The sequence below is a fragment of the Marinobacter arenosus genome, from assembly GCF_019264345.1.
GTDB classification, from domain to species: Bacteria; Pseudomonadota; Gammaproteobacteria; order Pseudomonadales; family Oleiphilaceae; genus Marinobacter; species Marinobacter arenosus.
Genome location: NZ_JAHVAO010000001.1, coordinates 2,002,432 through 2,018,947, shown reverse-complemented (window position 1 = coordinate 2,018,947; position 16,516 = coordinate 2,002,432). Strand labels below are relative to the sequence as shown.

At 61.6% G+C, this 16,516-nt stretch carries 12 protein-coding genes; 8 read left to right on the top strand and 4 right to left on the bottom strand.

Translation table 11 applies throughout. The annotated features are described in order from the left end of the window. Nucleotides 1–27: 27 nt before the first annotated feature. The 6 genes from dut to argA all read left to right on the top strand — a co-directional run bounded on the left by dut (nucleotide 28) and on the right by argA (nucleotide 7,970). Nucleotides 28–489, top strand: coding sequence for a dUTP diphosphatase (gene dut / locus KXD86_RS09390; protein WP_218635762.1), 462 nt, complete (start codon nucleotides 28–30; stop codon nucleotides 487–489). A 92-nt stretch (nucleotides 490–581) separates the two neighbouring features. After that, nucleotides 582–3,218, top strand: a complete 2,637-nt coding sequence (locus KXD86_RS19020) for a phosphomannomutase/phosphoglucomutase (protein ID WP_312846272.1) — start codon at nucleotides 582–584, stop codon at nucleotides 3,216–3,218. Between the two features lie 45 nt (nucleotides 3,219–3,263). Next, entirely contained in the window at nucleotides 3,264–4,160 is an 897-nt protein-coding gene (argB, locus tag KXD86_RS09380) for an acetylglutamate kinase (protein WP_218635761.1), read from the top strand. Between the two features lie 24 nt (nucleotides 4,161–4,184). After that, complete coding sequence (locus KXD86_RS09375; protein ID WP_218635760.1) at nucleotides 4,185–5,432, top strand: acetylornithine deacetylase; 1,248 nt, start codon at nucleotides 4,185–4,187, stop codon at nucleotides 5,430–5,432. 29 nt (nucleotides 5,433–5,461) lie between these two features. Next, on the top strand, nucleotides 5,462–6,631 hold the full coding sequence (argE, locus tag KXD86_RS09370; protein ID WP_218635759.1) for an acetylornithine deacetylase: 1,170 nt from the start codon (nucleotides 5,462–5,464) through the stop codon (nucleotides 6,629–6,631). A 31-nt stretch (nucleotides 6,632–6,662) separates the two neighbouring features. Then, on the top strand, nucleotides 6,663–7,970 hold the full coding sequence (gene argA, locus KXD86_RS09365) for an amino-acid N-acetyltransferase (RefSeq protein WP_218635758.1): 1,308 nt from the start codon (nucleotides 6,663–6,665) through the stop codon (nucleotides 7,968–7,970). On the opposite strand, the gene KXD86_RS09360 is transcribed toward argA, so the two are convergent. After that, nucleotides 7,944–9,014, bottom strand: a complete 1,071-nt coding sequence (locus tag KXD86_RS09360) for an aminopeptidase (protein ID WP_218635757.1) — start codon at nucleotides 9,012–9,014, stop codon at nucleotides 7,944–7,946. The two genes, argA and KXD86_RS09360, sit on opposite strands and share 27 nt — an antisense overlap. 170 nt (nucleotides 9,015–9,184) lie before the next feature. On the opposite strand from KXD86_RS09360, the gene KXD86_RS09355 reads away from it, so the two are divergent. Both KXD86_RS09355 and KXD86_RS09350 read left to right on the top strand, forming a co-directional pair. Beyond that, a complete protein-coding gene (locus KXD86_RS09355) occupies nucleotides 9,185–12,943 on the top strand; it encodes a DUF1631 family protein (RefSeq protein WP_218635756.1) in 3,759 nt (1,252 codons plus the stop codon). A gap of 18 nt (nucleotides 12,944–12,961) precedes the next feature. Continuing rightward, nucleotides 12,962–13,828: a phosphoribulokinase gene (locus tag KXD86_RS09350; RefSeq protein WP_218635755.1), complete on the top strand. Its 867-nt coding sequence runs from the start codon at nucleotides 12,962–12,964 to the stop codon at nucleotides 13,826–13,828. A gap of 5 nt (nucleotides 13,829–13,833) precedes the next feature. Here the strand turns inward: KXD86_RS09350 and KXD86_RS09345 are convergent, their stop codons facing one another. The 3 genes from KXD86_RS09345 to speD form a co-directional block, all read right to left on the bottom strand. After that, entirely contained in the window at nucleotides 13,834–14,679 is an 846-nt protein-coding gene (locus KXD86_RS09345) for a pirin family protein (protein WP_218635754.1), read from the bottom strand. Nucleotides 14,680–14,717: 38 nt separating this feature from the next. Beyond that, nucleotides 14,718–15,320: an FMN-dependent NADH-azoreductase gene (locus tag KXD86_RS09340; RefSeq protein WP_218635753.1), complete on the bottom strand. Its 603-nt coding sequence runs from the start codon at nucleotides 15,318–15,320 to the stop codon at nucleotides 14,718–14,720. A gap of 153 nt (nucleotides 15,321–15,473) precedes the next feature. Then, nucleotides 15,474–16,268, bottom strand: coding sequence for an adenosylmethionine decarboxylase (speD, locus tag KXD86_RS09335; protein ID WP_218635752.1), 795 nt, complete (start codon nucleotides 16,266–16,268; stop codon nucleotides 15,474–15,476). Between the last annotated feature and the right edge of the window lie 248 nt (nucleotides 16,269–16,516).

The window sequence follows — 16,516 nt, the reverse complement described above, 5'->3', positions numbered from 1 at the left end:
CCCCGTTTTTGCGATAAAGGATCACTCATGACCAGAAAGAAACTGCAGGTGCGGATACTGGATGACCGCATCGGACATCAGATTGCGTTTCCGGAGTACGCCACCGACGGGTCGGCCGGTCTGGACCTTCGGGCCTGCCTGGACGAGCCCCTGACCCTGGAGCCGGGCCAGACGCACCTGATCCGGACCGGACTGTCCATTCACATTGGCGATCCCGCCCTGGCGGCCATGATTCTTCCGCGCAGCGGCCTGGGCCACAAGCACGGCATCGTCCTCGGTAACCTGGTCGGGTTGATTGATTCGGATTATCAGGGCGAGTTGATGGTGTCCTGCTGGAATCGTGGCCAGACCACGTTCACCGTGGACGTCGGCGAGCGCATCGCGCAACTGGTGCTGGTGCCGGTCGTGCAGGCTGACTTCGAGGTGGTGTCGGAGTTTGATACCAGTGACCGTGGCGAAGGTGGCTTCGGGTCGACCGGAACCCATTGAGCCTGAGCCGGCCGCCCATGACCCCGGGGCGGCGGCTATACTTTGCGAAAAATGCTTGTCCAGGGCGAAAAAATACAACTGCAGGATGGACTATGAAGCTGGGTAAGAAGAAGACCTCCGACACGTCCGGTGAGGGAGCACCAACCAAGAGAAAGGCGGCGAAAGCTGGCAAGCAGAAAGCGTCAGCCGGGCCGAAACTAAAACGTCTGGATTCCGTTGCCACGGTCCAGGCCCTGGTCGTTCTCCTCGCCGGCGTAATCGCCGCTGTCCTGATCCAGTTCTTTGCCGTCCAGCCAGCGGCAACCGAGCGGTTCGCAGCCCAGAAGGCCGTGGAAGCCGATGCCGCGGCACTGCGTCTTAATCAGTATCTGGGCCTGATGCAGGCCAGCGTCGATGGTCTTGCCACCCGGCCGGATGTGCTTGCCGCGTTGACCGAGCCGGACGGCATTGCCGAAACCGAAGCCAGCCTGGCCCAGGCTCTGCCCGACATTCAGGCCGTGCACCTGTTCCGCTACCGGGAAATACCCCGGACGGCAAGGGACGAGGGGCTGCTGGGCTTTGCCGGGCTGGAACTGGCCCGACGGGCGGAAACAGGCCAGCCGCTGCATCCGGATGCCTTCCCCCGTGACAACCGCTGGCTCCTGCAGATGGCCACACCGGTCCGTCATCCGTCCAGCAACGCCGTGGTCGGCAGCCTGCTGGTGATCTTCGACGCCGCCCGTTTGCAACCCCTGCTGACGGTCGTCAATTCCGAACTCGGTGGACAGCTGGCGCTCACCCAGAGCGTGGGTGGCTCGGCCCGGACCGTGGTGGGCCAGGGCGGCGCCTCGGACGCGGCGGAAACCCGGACCCTGAATAATCCGGACTGGTCGGTGGTCTACAACCCGGCGAGAGGAGCGACAGCGCCGGTGGACCTGGTGATGGTCGCCCTTCTGGTGGGGGTGCCGGTACTGGTCGCTGCGATCCTGGTTTGGGTCCTGCTCGGCACTGCCCAGCGGGGGCTGCGGCAGGACGTGGCCGCCCTGATCCAGTGGGCGCACAAGGTGTTCGGGGGCGAGCGGGTCAAGCTGCCCGGGTTCAAATGGGACATGGTGGCGTCCACCGGCGAGGTCCTGTTCCGGCTGTCCCAGGTGGTTGAACGGCGCATCGTCAAAGCGGTGGACGTGGCTAAGCCCAAGAAGGCCGCAGGCCAGACGTCCACGACGGTTCAGGGTGACGAGCCGTTGTTTCAGGACAAGGACATGCCGGATATCGACATGCTGGATGGCGACGAAGACGTTCTCGGTTTTGGCAGCGGCGACGACACCCTGTTTGGCGGTGACGCGCCGGACGTGGAAGAAACGGCGGGGCCGGCCGTGGAGCTGTCACCGGATATTTTCCGGGCCTACGACATCCGGGGGATTGTTGGTGACACTCTGTCGGCGGATGGTGTCGAGATTATCGGGCGGGCCATCGGTTCGGAGGCGAAGGAGCGCGGAATCAACGCGATCTGTATCGGCTACGACGGCCGGCACTCCAGTCCCGAGCTGGCGGATTCGCTGGCGCGGGGCATCATGGCAAGCGGTTGTGACGTTATCCATGTCGGCGCGGTACCGACGCCGGTGCTCTATTTCGCCACCTACGAGCTCCAGACCGGCTCCGGTGTCATGGTGACCGGGAGCCACAACCCTGCTAATTACAACGGCCTGAAGATCATGCTCGGTGGTGAAACCCTCTCGGGCGAAGCGATCCAGAAGCTGTATCAGCGCACCCGGACAGGCAACTTCGCCAGTGGTCAGGGTAGCCAGTCCACCGAAGATGTCCGCCGGGCGTACCTCGACCGGATTGTTGGTGACATTGCGGTGGCCGCTCCCCTCAAGGTGGTGGTGGATGCGGGCAACGGCATTGCCGGTGAGTTGGCGCCGATGCTGGTCGAGGAGCTGGGCTGCGAGGTGGTTCCGCTTTATTGTGACGTGGATGGTGACTTCCCGAACCATCATCCGGACCCCGGCAAACCGGCCAACCTGGCAGACCTGATTGCTCGGGTTAAGCAGGAAAAAGCCGACATCGGCCTGGCGTTTGATGGCGATGGCGACCGTCTGGGGGTGGTGACCAATTCCGGTAAGATCATCTGGCCGGACCGCCTGCTCATGCTGTTTGCCCGGGACGTGGTTTCCCGCAATCCCGGTGCCGATGTTCTGTATGACGTCAAATGCAGCCGTCGCCTGGCAGGGGTCATTTCCGAGGCGGGTGGTCGGCCCATCATGTGGAAAACCGGCCACTCGTTGATGAAGGCGAAAATGAAGGAAACCGGAGCCTTGCTGGCGGGTGAGATGAGCGGCCACATTTTCTTCGGGGAGCGCTGGTACGGTTTCGATGACGGTTTGTACTCGGCGGCCCGCTTACTGGAGATTCTGGGTGTTGAAGACCGGCACAGCGATGAGGTGTTCGAGGATTTCCCGGAAGATATCAGCACGCCGGAGCTGAATGTCGAGGTGACCGAAAGCAGCAAATTCGCGATCATTGAACGTCTTGGTCAGGAAGGTAACTTCGGCGACGGAAACATCAGTACCATAGACGGTATCCGTGTCGATTACGCCGATGGCTGGGGGTTGTGCCGGGCTTCCAACACGACACCGGTACTGGTTCTGCGATTTGAAGCGGAAACCGAACAGGGTCTGGAGCGCATCAAGGGGGTTTTCCGGGAGCAGCTGCACAAGGCGGCCCCGGACGTCACAGCGGACTTCTGAACATCGCCCAGACAACGTTTTAACTAAGGATCAATAGGCAACAAGATGGCGTTGGATCGTGATACAGCAATGCAGGTGGCGTCGGTTCTGAGTCGGGGCCTGCCGTATATTCAACGGTTTACCGGAAAAACCGTGGTGATCAAGTACGGCGGTAACGCCATGGAGAACGAGGAACTGAAAAGCAGCTTTGCCCGGGATGTGGTGCTGATGAAGCTGGTCGGGATCAACCCCATCGTTGTCCACGGTGGCGGGCCCCAGATCGGTGAACTGCTGGAACGCCTGAATATCAAGTCCCGCTTCGTGAATGGCATGCGGGTCACCGATGCCGAAACCATGGATGTCGTGGAAATGGTTCTCGGTGGTCAGGTCAACAAGGAAATCGTGTCATTGATCAACGCCCAGGGCGGCACCGCCGTGGGACTGACCGGAAAGGACGCCAACCTGATCCGGGCCCGGAAACTCGAAGTGGTTGACCGTTCGCCCGAGCTGGAGCGTCCCGAAATCATCGACATTGGTCATGTGGGCGAAGTTGCCAGTGTTAACGTCGACGTCATCGATATGCTCACCCGCAGCAACGTGATCCCGGTGATTGCGCCGATCGGGGTCGGACCGGATGGTGCTTCCTACAACATCAACGCCGATCTGGTGGCGGGCAAGGTTGCCGAGGCCATGAAAGCCGAAAAACTCATTCTTCTGACCAACGTGGCCGGACTGAAGAGCAAGGAAGACAAGGTTTTGACCGGATTGACGGCTCAGCAGGTCAATGACCTGATCGAAGACGGCACCATTCATGGTGGCATGCTGCCGAAGATCCGCTGCGCGCTGAATGCGGTCGAGAACGGTGTTCGAACCTCCCACATCATTGACGGCCGTGTGGCCCACGCCTGTCTGCTGGAAATCTTTACCGACGAGGGTGTCGGCACCCTGATTTCCCGTAACTGATGCCATTGGCTTAGGAGTCTCGTGATGAAGCGCCTGCTCACGTTGCTGGTCCTTCTGGGCCTGGTTGGTTTTGCCGTTTTCAAGGCCGGAGTCTGGTGGCTGGCGGATCAACGCCTCGACGAGGCGCGTACCGCACTGGAATCGTACGGAGTGCTTGAGCGGGGCACCATCAGTTCCGGTGTGGATGGCCGCCTGGTGCTTTCCGGCAACAGCTGGCAGGACTTCCGTCTGACCCGCTCGCTGGAAATCGGTCGGGTGGAGCTTGATGCCGGGTCGCCGGTCGATCTGGTCATGGCGCTGCTGGATCCCGCGTCGCTGCCGACGAGATGGTCGCTTCAGGCCGAAGGCGTTGGGCTCGTGCTCGAGGCCACCATGTTTCGCAACTGGGTAACCGCCGAGGGCGAGAACAGCGCCGGCGAGCCGGCCCTGTTTGTCCTTTCCTGTGCCCCGGATCCCCGCCAGCGGCTGGGTAGCGGCGACCTGATGCGCATGGGCGTAACCGGTCTTGGTGGCGAGTTCCTGCTTGAACAGCGGGCTAATGGTGTGTATGCCGAGCTGAACACGGCCGGCACGGGCAGCGTCGAGCTGGACTGGCCCGGGGCCCGTCTGGACCTTCTCGACCTGGACAATCTGCCCCAGAGCAGTGCCGAGCCGATGACGGTCACGCTTCGCGACGGTGGCCTGATGCGACGGGTCGCCGCTTATTGCGCCCGTGAAGCGGGTCTTGAGCCGCCGGAGTGGGCGGGTCGTGTGCTGTCGGCGTTCCGTGAGGGGCTACGGGCCCGAGGCCTGGTGGCCAGTGATCAGTTGCTGGCGCTGTACCGTCAATGGCTGCTGGAAGGCGGCGAGCTGACGGCGACCCTGGATCCGGGGGCCGAGGCCCTGGGTATTCCGGTCTATCCGGTCGGCAGTGACGAGGAGAGTGCCGCGTGGCCGGTGGCGTACAACGGCGCTAGCGTGCCGGATGTCTTCCTCCGTGAAGCGCCACCCATTGCCCAGGACACGGGCGAAGAGGCGCCAGGTTCGGCCGCCCCGGAGGAGAACCCGGAGGTGGAAGGGTGGTATGCTGATTCGATCGAGAACGCCGGCCGGTGGATTGATCGCAGGGTCCGGGTGACCCTCTCCAACGACAACGTGGTGGAAGGCCGTTTGGTCAGCGTCAGTGATCGGGAGCTGGAAGTGGCCCGCGTGGTTGCGGGTGGCGAAGTGGCTTACCCGATGCTGGTGCGCGCCATCACGGACTTTGAGATCTGGCGCCGAGGCCGCAAGTAAGGACCCTGATTCAGGGCTGAGGAAAACCTATGTCGCAGTCTGCAGTGAATACCGCGTCGGTGCCAGGCGTGAAAGACATGCTGGCTCGCCTGATATCCCTGCCTTCCATCAGCAGTGCGTCCTCCACCTGGGATCACAGTAACGAGGCGGTGGTTCGGACACTGGCTGAGTGGCTTGAGCCCCTCGGCTTCGCCGTCGAGATTCTGGACGTACCCGGAATGCCGGGCAAGTTCAACCTGATCGCCACCCTCGGTAGCGGCTCGGGTGGCCTGGTGCTTTCCGGCCATACCGATACGGTGCCCTATGATGACAAGCGCTGGCAGAGTGATCCCTTCACGCTGACGGAACGGGATAACCGATGGTACGGCCTGGGTACCTGCGACATGAAGGGGTTTTTCGCGCTGGCCATCGAGGCGGCGCGGGAGTATGCCGGCACGCCGCTCAAGGAACCGCTCATCATCCTTGCCACGGCCGACGAGGAGAGCTCGATGAATGGCGCCCGGGCCCTTGCTGAGGCCGGCAAGCCCAAGGGCCGCTACGCGGTCATTGGCGAGCCCACCAGCCTGAAACCGGTGCGCATGCACAAGGGCATCATGATGGAGCGCCTGAAATTTGAAGGCCAGTCCGGCCATTCCTCGAACCCGGCCCTTGGCCGCAATGCGCTCGAAGGCATGCACGAGGCCCTGTCCGAGTTGCTGGCCCTGCGCGGCCAATGGCAGGAGCAGTACCGCAATCCGAACTTTGAAGTCCAGGTGCCGACCCTCAACCTGGGCTGCATCCACGGTGGCGATAATCCCAACCGGATCTGCGCACAGTGTGAGCTGCATTTTGACCTCCGGCCCCTGCCGGGCATGGACATGGAAACCCTGAGGCAGGCGATCCTGAACCGGGTCCAGCCGGTTGCCGAGCGCCGGGAGCTGGGAATGGTTTTCGAGCCCCTGTTCGACGGTGTGCCGCCTTTTGAAACGCCGGCCGATGCGGCCCTGGTGAAGGCCTGTGAAAAACTGACCGGGCACTCGGCCCATGCCGTGGCGTTTGCGACCGAGGCGCCCTGGTTGCAGAAGCTGGGGCTGGAAACGCTGGTAATGGGGCCGGGCTCCATCGATCAGGCCCACCAGCCCGACGAGTACCTGGAACTGTCTCAATTGGAGCCGACGGTCCGGATCCTGAAGGGACTGATCAGACAATTCTGCCTGTAAACGCCCTGTAACGACTGACTTGGAGAGCGGGTTGAAATCGAACGACTGGCTGCATGGGTTCCGCCACTCATCGCCCTACATCAACGCCCATCGGGGACGGACGGTGGTGTTGACCATTCCGGGCGATGCCATTGAGCATGGCAATTTCATCAACATCATCCACGACATCGCGTTGCTGAGCAGCCTGGGGGTGAAGTTGGTGGTGGCGTTCGGTGCCCGACCACAAATCCAGGCCCGCCTGGACGGTGCCGGTGTTGAGTCATCCTTTGCCCGGGGGCTGCGTATTACCCCGGAGCAGCAGCTGCCCATGGTGATGGAGGCCATCGGCGGCCTGCGCGCCTACCTTGAGAGCCGCCTGTCCATGGGGCTGGTGAACTCCCCGATGCACAATGCCCGGATCCGGGTCAGCAGCGGGAATTACGTCGCCGCCCGACCGGTCGGGGTACTGGACGGTATTGATTTCGGTCACACCGGTAAGGTCCGGCGGATTGACGTGGCCGGTATCGAGAAACTGCTGGAGTTGGGGCACATCGTCCTGCTGCCGCCCTTGGGTTATTCGCCCACCGGCGATGCCTTCAACCTGTCCTACGAGGACGTGGGCAGCCAGGTGGCGGCCGCCCTGCAGGCTGAAAAACTGATGGTCTTCATCGATGACCAGGGGCTGCTCGAGGAAGACGGTTCCCTGATCCGCGAGCTCTCGGCGCGTCAGGCGTCAGAACGCCTCGCCGCGGGTGTCGTGACCGGTCACGATGCCGCGCTCTTGCGGGCCGCCTGCGACGCCTGTGTCAAAGGTGTTCGCCGGGCTCACATCATCAGCTACGTTGATGACGGCGCTCTGTTGGAGGAGATGTTCACTCGGGATGGCTCCGGGACCCTGGTCAGCGGTGACAATTACGAGCAGATCCGACAGGCCCGGGTTGAGGACATCGGCGGTATTCTGGAGCTGATTCAGCCGCTGGAGGAACAGGGTATCCTGGTCCGTCGGTCCCGGGAAATGCTGGAGACCGAGATCGACCGGTTTGTGGTAGCGGAGCGCGACGGCACGATCGTTGGCTGTGCCGCGCTCTACAGCTATCCGGAGGAAGCGAGTGGAGAGTTGTCCTGTTTTGCCGTGGACCCGTCCTACCGTCGGGCGGGACGGGGTGATGAGATTCTCGCCATGGTGGAAAAACTGGCCAGGGCACAGGGCCTCCATAAGCTGTTCGTACTGACCACGCAAACCGAACACTGGTTTCGGGAGCGGGGCTTCCAGACATCGACGGTGCAATCCCTGCCGGGTCCCAAACTGGCGTCCTACAACACCCAGCGCAATTCAAAAGTCTTCTACAAAGCGCTCTGACAGCTCGGCCAGTCGCTGTGAGCGCTCGGTTTCCGGGCGCTCGGAGAGCGCTTCCACGGCCCGGTAGAAGGCTTCGAAATCATGATCCTGGTCTCTTAGCAGCTGGCGAAACCCCGGAACGTACTGGTTGTACTGTTGGAACAGGGCGAGGTTGGCGTTGTTCAGGCGGGTCGGGCTGGCGCCGAACGGCCCTGGCTGGGTCCATTGGCGGGAGAGCTCCGAGTAGGCCTCGAGCAAACCTGCCATCAGGTCGGCTTTCCGTTCGCGCATGGACTCCTGCGACAGTCGGTCGCGCTGCTGGTACAGGGCTTCCAGCTGGGCCGTGGTTGTCTCCACCAGTGCCAGGGTCTGGTTGCGCTGCTGCAGGCGCTCGAAGGCCCGCTGGAACGATTCGGGATCGCCCGAACGATTGGACCACAGCTTCAGGCCTTCGAGTTCGACCGCGGTCGCAAAGCTTTCGTTGAACGCCGTGTCCTCACCGATGTAAACGACGCGGTGTGCCAGCTCGTGGAACATCAGCGCGACCATCCGGTCGTCGGAGAGATTGGTGAAGCCCGAGTGCAGCGGGTCGTCGAACCAGCCCAGTGTCGAATAGGCCGTTACCCCGCCAATGAACGTGTCGTAGCCCGCCTCCTGGAACGTGGCTTGTTCCGTCTCCGCGTCGTCGAGGTCAAAATAACCGCGGTAGGCCTGACAGCCAAGCACCGGATAGCACCAGCGGTGGGGTTCGAGGGAAAACTCGGGCACCGCGACCAGGTTGACCACCACCCAGGGGCGATTGAGCGCGACGTAATCCGTGAAGGCGTCGCCGACCGGCAGGCTCAGGGTTTCGCGGGCAAACTGCCGGGCCCTCTGGCTGGTGGTGAGTTTCGCTTTCAGTTCGTCGGGGGTCGCGTCACTGGCGATCAGCCCGTTCACGGAATCCCCTCCCATCATCAGGGACAGGTGACCGCTCACGGCCTGGCTGTAGTAGCCAATGGTCGTACACCCGGTAACACCGGTTACCAGTAGCAAAAGAAGGTATATCTGACTAAGCTGTTTCATGGGTCAGGATGTTATAGTGGCGAAGGTTACCCGTGGGGGCCGGGCCGATATATTACAGACATGGTTCCCATAGTAGCAGGTGGCGTTTGTCACTGATTCCAGGGATGAAAGCCGGATTCGGTGGGTGCGACTGCCCGCCCGTTCCGGTATTGCGAATGATCAGGTAGTTCATGGATCCGAGAGAACGTCGTAGCAGCCCCCGTAAACCCATCAAGCTGGCGGCCCAAATTGATCTGGGAAATGGCGAAACCTGGCCCTGCCAGATCGCGGATTTCTGTCCGGAAGGCCTCTTTGTCCGCTATTCGGCCGATACCTCCCGCAAGCTCGATCGGGCGTTGGTCGCCGCGAGCCCGTCTGAACTGGTGGTCCGGTTCCGAAGCCTCGATGGCCAGCGTCGTCATGAACTGCATGTCAGCATCGTTCGCCGGATCGAGGGTGCCATGGGCGTCCATTTCACCCGCTCCAACCCCGCCGCCGTCGACGCCATGCTGCAGCAGTGTGGCAGTTCCCGGAACCAGGATCGGGCGTCGCTCCGGGCACCGAGCGATCGCGTCCAGTATGTCCTGCATCAATCGGCCAAGGCGGTCATCCAGTTCATCGAACCCCTGATGGACCACTGTTTCGCGCACATGGTGGCCGGGCTCAAACAGGCGGCCCAGAAAGCCACGAACGACCAGCAGGCCAACGAGTTCATGGATGCCTCCGGCCAGCTCCAGGCCCGGCAGCGGGTAATCTGGCACCAGATGGCCCGAACCCTGGAGTCGCCCCTCAAGCCCGCACCCAAGGGGTTTCCGGGCTCGGAACTGTCGGTGGTGGACAAGGGTGAGTTCGAGGACTGGCTGACCATCCGGGTGATGGTGACCAAGGCCGATACCCAGTACCGGGGTGACCTGCTGCAACTAAAGCTGCGCCTGGACAAACTGGGCATTGCCAACGCCACGGGGCATCACAATCCGCTCGGACCGTCCCTGGTCTGTGAAGCCTTCCACGCCGGATTGAACCAGTTGAAGGCAACCCGGGACGTGGAAAAGGTTTGCCTGAAGATCTTTGAACAAACGGTGCTGCAACAGCTGGGGCCCCTCTATGAGGAACTCAACAACATCCTGATCCGCCAGGGGGTGCTGCCGGACCTGGACCTGAGCAAGTACCTGAGCGACCACGCCGTCACACGATCGGAATTCCGGCCTGCGGCGCCCCCGGCGCCAAAACCGGAACCCAAACCCAAACCGAAGGAATCCGCCCGCCCGGCCGAGTCAGCGAAACCGGCAGCCCCCGCTCGCCGGTCCCGGAGCCCCCGAACAGGCGGCGAGTTTCGTGGCTATTCCCAGGCGGCGCAGACTGCGTTTGCCACCGTCCGCAATCTGCTCGATACCCTGAGCGCCAGCCGTGTTGCCCGGGGCGATGCCGAACCGGTGACGTTTCCGCCCAATGCCCGGCCTCTTTCGGCCGGGGAACTGCATCGGGAGCTGCAACAATTGCAGGTGCAGGCTGTCGCTGATACCGAAACGGTCACGCTCAAGGAACGGGTGGTGGAGAAGGTTCGGGCCAGTGGCGACACCAAGCTGGATGAGGAACAGCAGGGCACACTGGATGTGGTCGACCGGTTTTTCCGGTCGGTGGTCGAAAGCCCGAAACTGAGTGAATATGCCCAGGAGCGCATGCGCCAGCTTGAGGTGCCCGTGCTCAAGGTGGTGATGCGGGATCCGGCGTTTTTCGACGATCAGGACAGCCCGGTCCGGGGCGTGATGAACCGTCTGGCCCAGCTTGGGGTGAAAGGCGGCCGGATCAATCCGGTGGTTCAGCGCCGGGTCGATGAACTGATCCAGCGAATTACCACCGATTTCGAACAGGATACCGGGGTGTTCGAGCAGACCATGCTGGAGCTTGATTCCCTGATTGATCGCCAGAACCTGGTCTATCGGCGCAACGTCGAGCGCGTGACGGCGGCCGCGGAAGGCGCACAGAAAGTGGCCGAGTCGAAACAGGCCGTGGCCGAGGTGCTGAACGAGAAGCTGGCGGGCCGTAAGGTGCCCAAGGCGGTTCTCAGTCTGCTGGACGGTGGCTGGCGCGATCTGCTGTCGCTGACCTGGATTCGCCAGGGTCCGGACAGCCAGCTCTGGCAGGACTACCTGTCCGTGATCGATTCGCTGCTGGCGTTTGCCGTCGACCCCCACAGCACCATCAACCTTCCGGAGTTGTTGCGGGTGATCCAGGACGGCCTGTCGTCAATCTCCAGCAACCACATGCCGTCGTCCCAGATTCGTGACGAATTGAAACAGTTCCTGGTACGCAGTCCCGACAAGGCTCCCGACCTGGTGGAGGTACCACCGGTGCAGCCCGAGAAGACCGACACGAAGGCGTTGTCCGAGCGGGAACAGCGCAGTCTGCAACGGTGGATCAACCGGGCGCAGCAACTGCGTACCGGCGATTGGCTGCGGGATCAGGAAAAGCCGGACCAGCCCCAGTACATCCGCCTGGTGTGGATTGCCCGTGGGTTCAGCCGCTTCGTGTTTGTGAATCATCAGGGTATGCGCGTGGTTGAGCTGGAACTGGAGGCGCTGGCTCGCCAGATGCGCAAGGGCATTATCGTTCCGGACAACCAGTATGAGCGGCCACTGGTGGATGAGAGTATCGATCGGATGGTGCGCAAGGTTTACGATCAGCTGTCCTGGGCATCGACCCACGACGAGCTGACCGGATTGCTGGGCCGCCGCGAGTTCGAGCGCATGCTGGACCAGCAACTGGCCCGGCGCGAAGACGAGCGGACGCTGGTCCGGCTGGACCTGCGTCGGTTCCGGTTGCTCAACGATACCGCCGGATACCAGGCCGGGGATGCGACCCTGAAGATGGTGGCGGATCTCCTGGGCCGTGCCGTCGAGGATGGGATGCCACTGGCGCGGTTGTCGGGCAATGAGTTCGCGCTGCTGGTGCCCGCAGAGAATGCCCTGCAGATCGCCCGTGACCTGGTCAGTTCGGTCGAAGCCGCGGAATTCACCTTTGATGGCCGTACCTACCGTTTGTCGGCGAGTGCCGGTGTGGTGCCTGAACTGCCGGCGCTGGCCAGCGCCGAGCGTTGGCTGAGGGCGTCTGAGCAGGCGCTGTCGGCCGCCAAACAACAAGGGCACGGCAAGGTGGCCGAGTACGCGCTGGATGCCGGCGACCAGGCGCGTCAGGAGCAGATTGCCGCCAAGGTGGCAGGCCTGAGTGATCTTAACGAGGAGCGTATGCTCCTACGCTGCCAGAAGATCATCCCCTTGCACGCTCAGGCAGCCATGTCGCCCCAGTACGAAGTGCTGATCAGCATGTACGACGATGCCGGAACCCTGATCACCGGCCGCGACTTCGTGCGCATGGCGGAACGGTATGACCGGATGCAGGCGGTGGATCGCTGGGTGGTCGGGCACATGCTGGATTGGTTGCAGGCAAAAGCGCCGGACCCCCGGCACATGGGTGGGATCTGCATCAACCTGTCCGGTTTTTCCCTCAACGACCAGTCGCTGCTGGAGTTTATCTACGAAAAGCTGAGCCAGAAGGATGCGCCCATCGAGCGGCTCTGGTTCGAGCTCACTGAGGCGTCGGCCATCAACGATATCGAGGCGGTGGCGGATTTTATGCTGGAAATGAAAGAACTGGGGTGCCGGTTCTGTCTGGGCAATTTTGGCAGTGGGCCAAGTTCGTTCCAGTTCATGCGCTCGCTTCCGGTGGACCTGATCAAGATCGACAGCACGTTCACCAGCCAGCTCTCCACCAGTGAGACTGACCGCGCGATGGTGCAGTCGATGGTCGATATGGCCCATTACATGAAGCGGGAAGTCATTGCGTCCCAGGTTGAATCCCGCGACATTCTGGATATGCTGACACAGCTGGGCGTGGATTACGCTCAAGGCTTCGTGGTCGAGAAACCGAGGTTACTCGACAGTCTCATCTGATCTTCGGACCCCATCTGTATGTCCAAGCGCCATCCGATTATTGCCGTTACCGGTTCGTCCGGCGCCGGAACCACCACAACCGGCCAGATCTTCAACCGCATGTTTGCCAGTGAGTGCCTGAATGCGGCCATGGTCAGCGGGGACAGCTTCCACCGGTACAACCGGGAACAGATGGCGAGGCTGGCCGCCAAGGGGCAGTTTGGCGAACGCAACCACTTCGCGCTGGCCGCCAATCACATCGATAAACTCGAAGCGCTGTTTTACGACTATGGCCACACGGGTAACGGTCGCTACCGCCAGTACGTGCACGATGAGGATCGCGAACTGATGGCCGCCGGCCACAAACCGGGTACCTTCACGCCCTGGGGACCCTTGCCGGCCGATACCGACCTGCTGTTCTACGAGGGGTTGCATGGCGGCGTGGTCAGCGATGCCTACAATATTGCCCAGTACGTGGACCTGCTGATCGGCGTGGTGCCCATTGTGAACCTGGAATGGATCCAGAAGATCCATCGTGACACCAACAAGCGGGGGTACAGCCAGGAAGCCGTGGTCGAGACCATCATCAACCGGATGGACGACTACGTCCACGACATCGTCCCGCAGTTTTCACAAACCCACATCAACTTCCAGCGGATTCCCCTGGTGGATACCTCCAATCCGTTTGTCGTCCGCGATGTGCCCACCGAGGACGAGAGCATGTTGGTGATCCGGTTTCGGGACCCGTCGGAAGTGGATTTTCCCTACCTGCTCCAGGTCATCGCCAACAGCAGCCTGTCCCGCCACGACACCCTGGTCATACCAGGCACAAAAATGGCGCTGGCCATGGATCTGCTGGTGCGACCCATGGTTCAGCGCCTGATGGCCAGAAAACCCTTCGCCTGATGTGCTCAGGCAGTGAGCCTGCCGTCCCGAAAATCCTGCAGTGCCTGCTCGATCTCCTCGCGGGTGTTCATCACAAACGGTCCGTACTGCACCACAGGTTCGCCGATGGGCTTGCCGGCAATCAACAGCAGCCGGGCGCCCTGTGCGCCGGCCGTCACGGAAACCCGGTCACCGTCTCCGAGCACACTGGCCGCGTGGCGCTGCAGTTCCCGGTCGCCCACGCTGGCCTCGCCTTCGTATAGATAGACCAGGCCGTTGTGGGTGGCCGGTACCGGCAGGGTTGCCCGGGCGTTGGCGTCCAGAAGGATGTCCGCATAAACCGGTTGCGTGCTGCGGCCCGAGACTGCGCCCTGTCGTGCGGCACCGTCGATCTCCACGGTTCCGGCGATGAGTTTTATCCGCCCACCGTCAATGGTGATGTCGGGGATGTCCTCCGGCTGGATATCGTGGTACCCCGCTTCGGTCATCTTCTCCGCGGCGGGCAGGTTCAGCCAGAGCTGGAAGCCCCGCATCACGCCTTCTTCCTGCTGGGGCATTTCCGAATGAATGATGCCGCGGCCGGCCGTCATCCACTGCACTCCGCCGTTGCGCAGGTCCCCACGGTTGCCGAGGTGGTCCTCGTGCAGCATGTGACCTTCGATCATGTAGGTCACCGTTTCAAAGCCACGATGTGGGTGCGAGGGAAACCCGGCAATGTAGTCCGAGGCCTCCGCCGATCCGAATTCGTCCAGCATCAGGAAGGGATCCAGCCGTAGCGAGGGCTGTTGCCCCAGAGAGCGCTTGATACGGACCCCGGCCCCGTCCGAGGTCTCGGCGCCTGGTATAACCTGTTTAAGCGTGCGTTCTGTCATGACTGACCTCCTTCCGAAAGGGAATGGGAACCGCCGGTTCAGGCGGTCAGGGTCTCAATATCCCGGCTGGCTTCGTTCAGGGCGCTTTCTTTCTGGTCGTCGCCCATGTTCAGGCCTTCCGCGTACACAAAGTGCACATCGTTCAGGCCCAGGAAGCCGAGGAACAAACGCAGGAACGGTGTCTGCGAGTCGTTCGGGGTTCCAGCGTAGATGCCACCGCGCGCCGCCAGAATGTATACCGGACGATCCTCCAGCAGACCGACCGGGCCATTTTCAGTGTAGCGGAAGGTGATGCCGGCCCGGGCGATGTGATCGAAGTAAGCCTTCAGGACGGACGGAACACCGAAGTTGTACATGGGCACACCCATCACCAACACGTCCGCCTGCTTGACCTCTTCGATCAGTGAATCTGAATAATCCACGATGCGCTGCTGCTGATCGTTGCGGTCGTCAGTGCCGGTCAGGAAAGCGCCAAACCGGGAGGCGTCGAGGTGTGGAACCGGCTCTTCGGCCAGATCGCGATGGGTGATGCGGATCTCACCATGGGTCTTCTTCAGCTGCTCCAACGTGCGCTCTACCAGCTGAGAGGACTGACCGTCCTGGCCGAAAATGCTTGCGGTGATGACAAGTACGTTTTTCATGTTCAATTCCTCCGAGGGTGATTCGAATGGTATGGAGGTATTGAACTGCGTAGAGGGCTCAGATGAAATCGGAGAATCTTGGAAGGTTTGTTCAGAATTTTTGATGATGGAAAAGCGCGCCCCTCAGGGCGCGCCCGGCCCGGCTGACGCGCGTTATTCCACGTTCCGGGAGTAGAAGATTTCCAGCATTTCCCGGCGCAGCCGATCTTCGATGGACTGGGCTTCCTCTTCACCAAGATCGCTGGCGTTGACGCCAAACACGTAGTTATCCAGCTTGAAGTTCTTAAGCATCATCTTGGTGTGGAACAGGTTTTCCTGGTACACGTTGACATCGATCATCTGATAGGCGTTCTGGGTATCCTCGGTCAGATAATTCTGGATCGAGTTGATGTCATGGTCGATGTAATGCTTGGTGCCGTCGACGTCACGGGTGAAGCCGCGGACCCGGTAATCCACGGTGACCACGTCGGAGTCGAAACTGTGGATCAGGTAGTTCAGTACCTTGAGCGGTGAAATCAGGCCACAGGTGGACACGTCGATGTCGGCCCGGAAGGTGCTCACGCCGTCGTGGGGGTGGCTTTCCGGGTAGGTGTGCACGGTTACGTGGCTCTTATCCAGGTGTGCCACGATGGTGTCTGGCAAGGGGCCGGGCGATTCTTCGTTGTCCGGCTCCTCGCCGTTGGTCAGTTCGTGCTCGGCAATCAACATGGTGACTGATGCGCCGTGGGGGTCGTAATCCTGACGGGCAATGTTGAGCACGTTGGCGCCGATGATCTTGACCACGTCGGTCAGGATCTGGGTCAGTCGCTCGGCGTTGTACATCTCGTCGATGTAATCGATGTACGCTTCGCGCTGCTCTTCGGTCTGCGCATAACAGATGTCGTAGATGTTGAAGCTCAAGGATTTGGTCAGGTTGTTGAAACCGTGCAGCTGGAGTTTGGTTTCCATGCTCAGCCCCTCCGTAGAATGGAGATGAATGACTGCAGAAATGCGTTAGTGCGTTCTGCCGAGGCCGCCACCGACTACTGACCCGGTTGTACACCTTTTGCGCAGACCGGCGGAGAGGGTGCGTATTATGCACACCGCGAGAGATGTTGAATAGTCTTGGGGCATCATTTTAGCATCCGTGATTGCCGATGCATCCAGACCCGTGCCGGGGGCCGGGTTGCGGCCTTTGGGCGACCGGTCGGGGATTG

Excerpts from the sequence above, each read along its gene's own strand:
- dut (WP_218635762.1), top strand. The coding sequence starts at position 28 with ATGACCAGAAAGAAACTGCAGGTGCGGATACTGGATGACCGCATCGGA.
- KXD86_RS19020 (WP_312846272.1), top strand. The coding sequence starts at position 582 with ATGAAGCTGGGTAAGAAGAAGACCTCCGACACGTCCGGTGAGGGAGCA.
- argB (WP_218635761.1), top strand. The coding sequence starts at position 3,264 with ATGGCGTTGGATCGTGATACAGCAATGCAGGTGGCGTCGGTTCTGAGT.
- KXD86_RS09375 (WP_218635760.1), top strand. The coding sequence starts at position 4,185 with ATGAAGCGCCTGCTCACGTTGCTGGTCCTTCTGGGCCTGGTTGGTTTT.
- argE (WP_218635759.1), top strand. The coding sequence starts at position 5,462 with ATGTCGCAGTCTGCAGTGAATACCGCGTCGGTGCCAGGCGTGAAAGAC.
- KXD86_RS09360 (WP_218635757.1), bottom strand. The coding sequence starts at position 9,014 with ATGAAACAGCTTAGTCAGATATACCTTCTTTTGCTACTGGTAACCGGT.
- KXD86_RS09355 (WP_218635756.1), top strand. The coding sequence starts at position 9,185 with ATGGATCCGAGAGAACGTCGTAGCAGCCCCCGTAAACCCATCAAGCTG.
- KXD86_RS09350 (WP_218635755.1), top strand. The coding sequence starts at position 12,962 with ATGTCCAAGCGCCATCCGATTATTGCCGTTACCGGTTCGTCCGGCGCC.
- KXD86_RS09345 (WP_218635754.1), bottom strand. The coding sequence starts at position 14,679 with ATGACAGAACGCACGCTTAAACAGGTTATACCAGGCGCCGAGACCTCG.
- KXD86_RS09340 (WP_218635753.1), bottom strand. The coding sequence starts at position 15,320 with ATGAAAAACGTACTTGTCATCACCGCAAGCATTTTCGGCCAGGACGGT.
- speD (WP_218635752.1), bottom strand. The coding sequence starts at position 16,268 with ATGGAAACCAAACTCCAGCTGCACGGTTTCAACAACCTGACCAAATCC.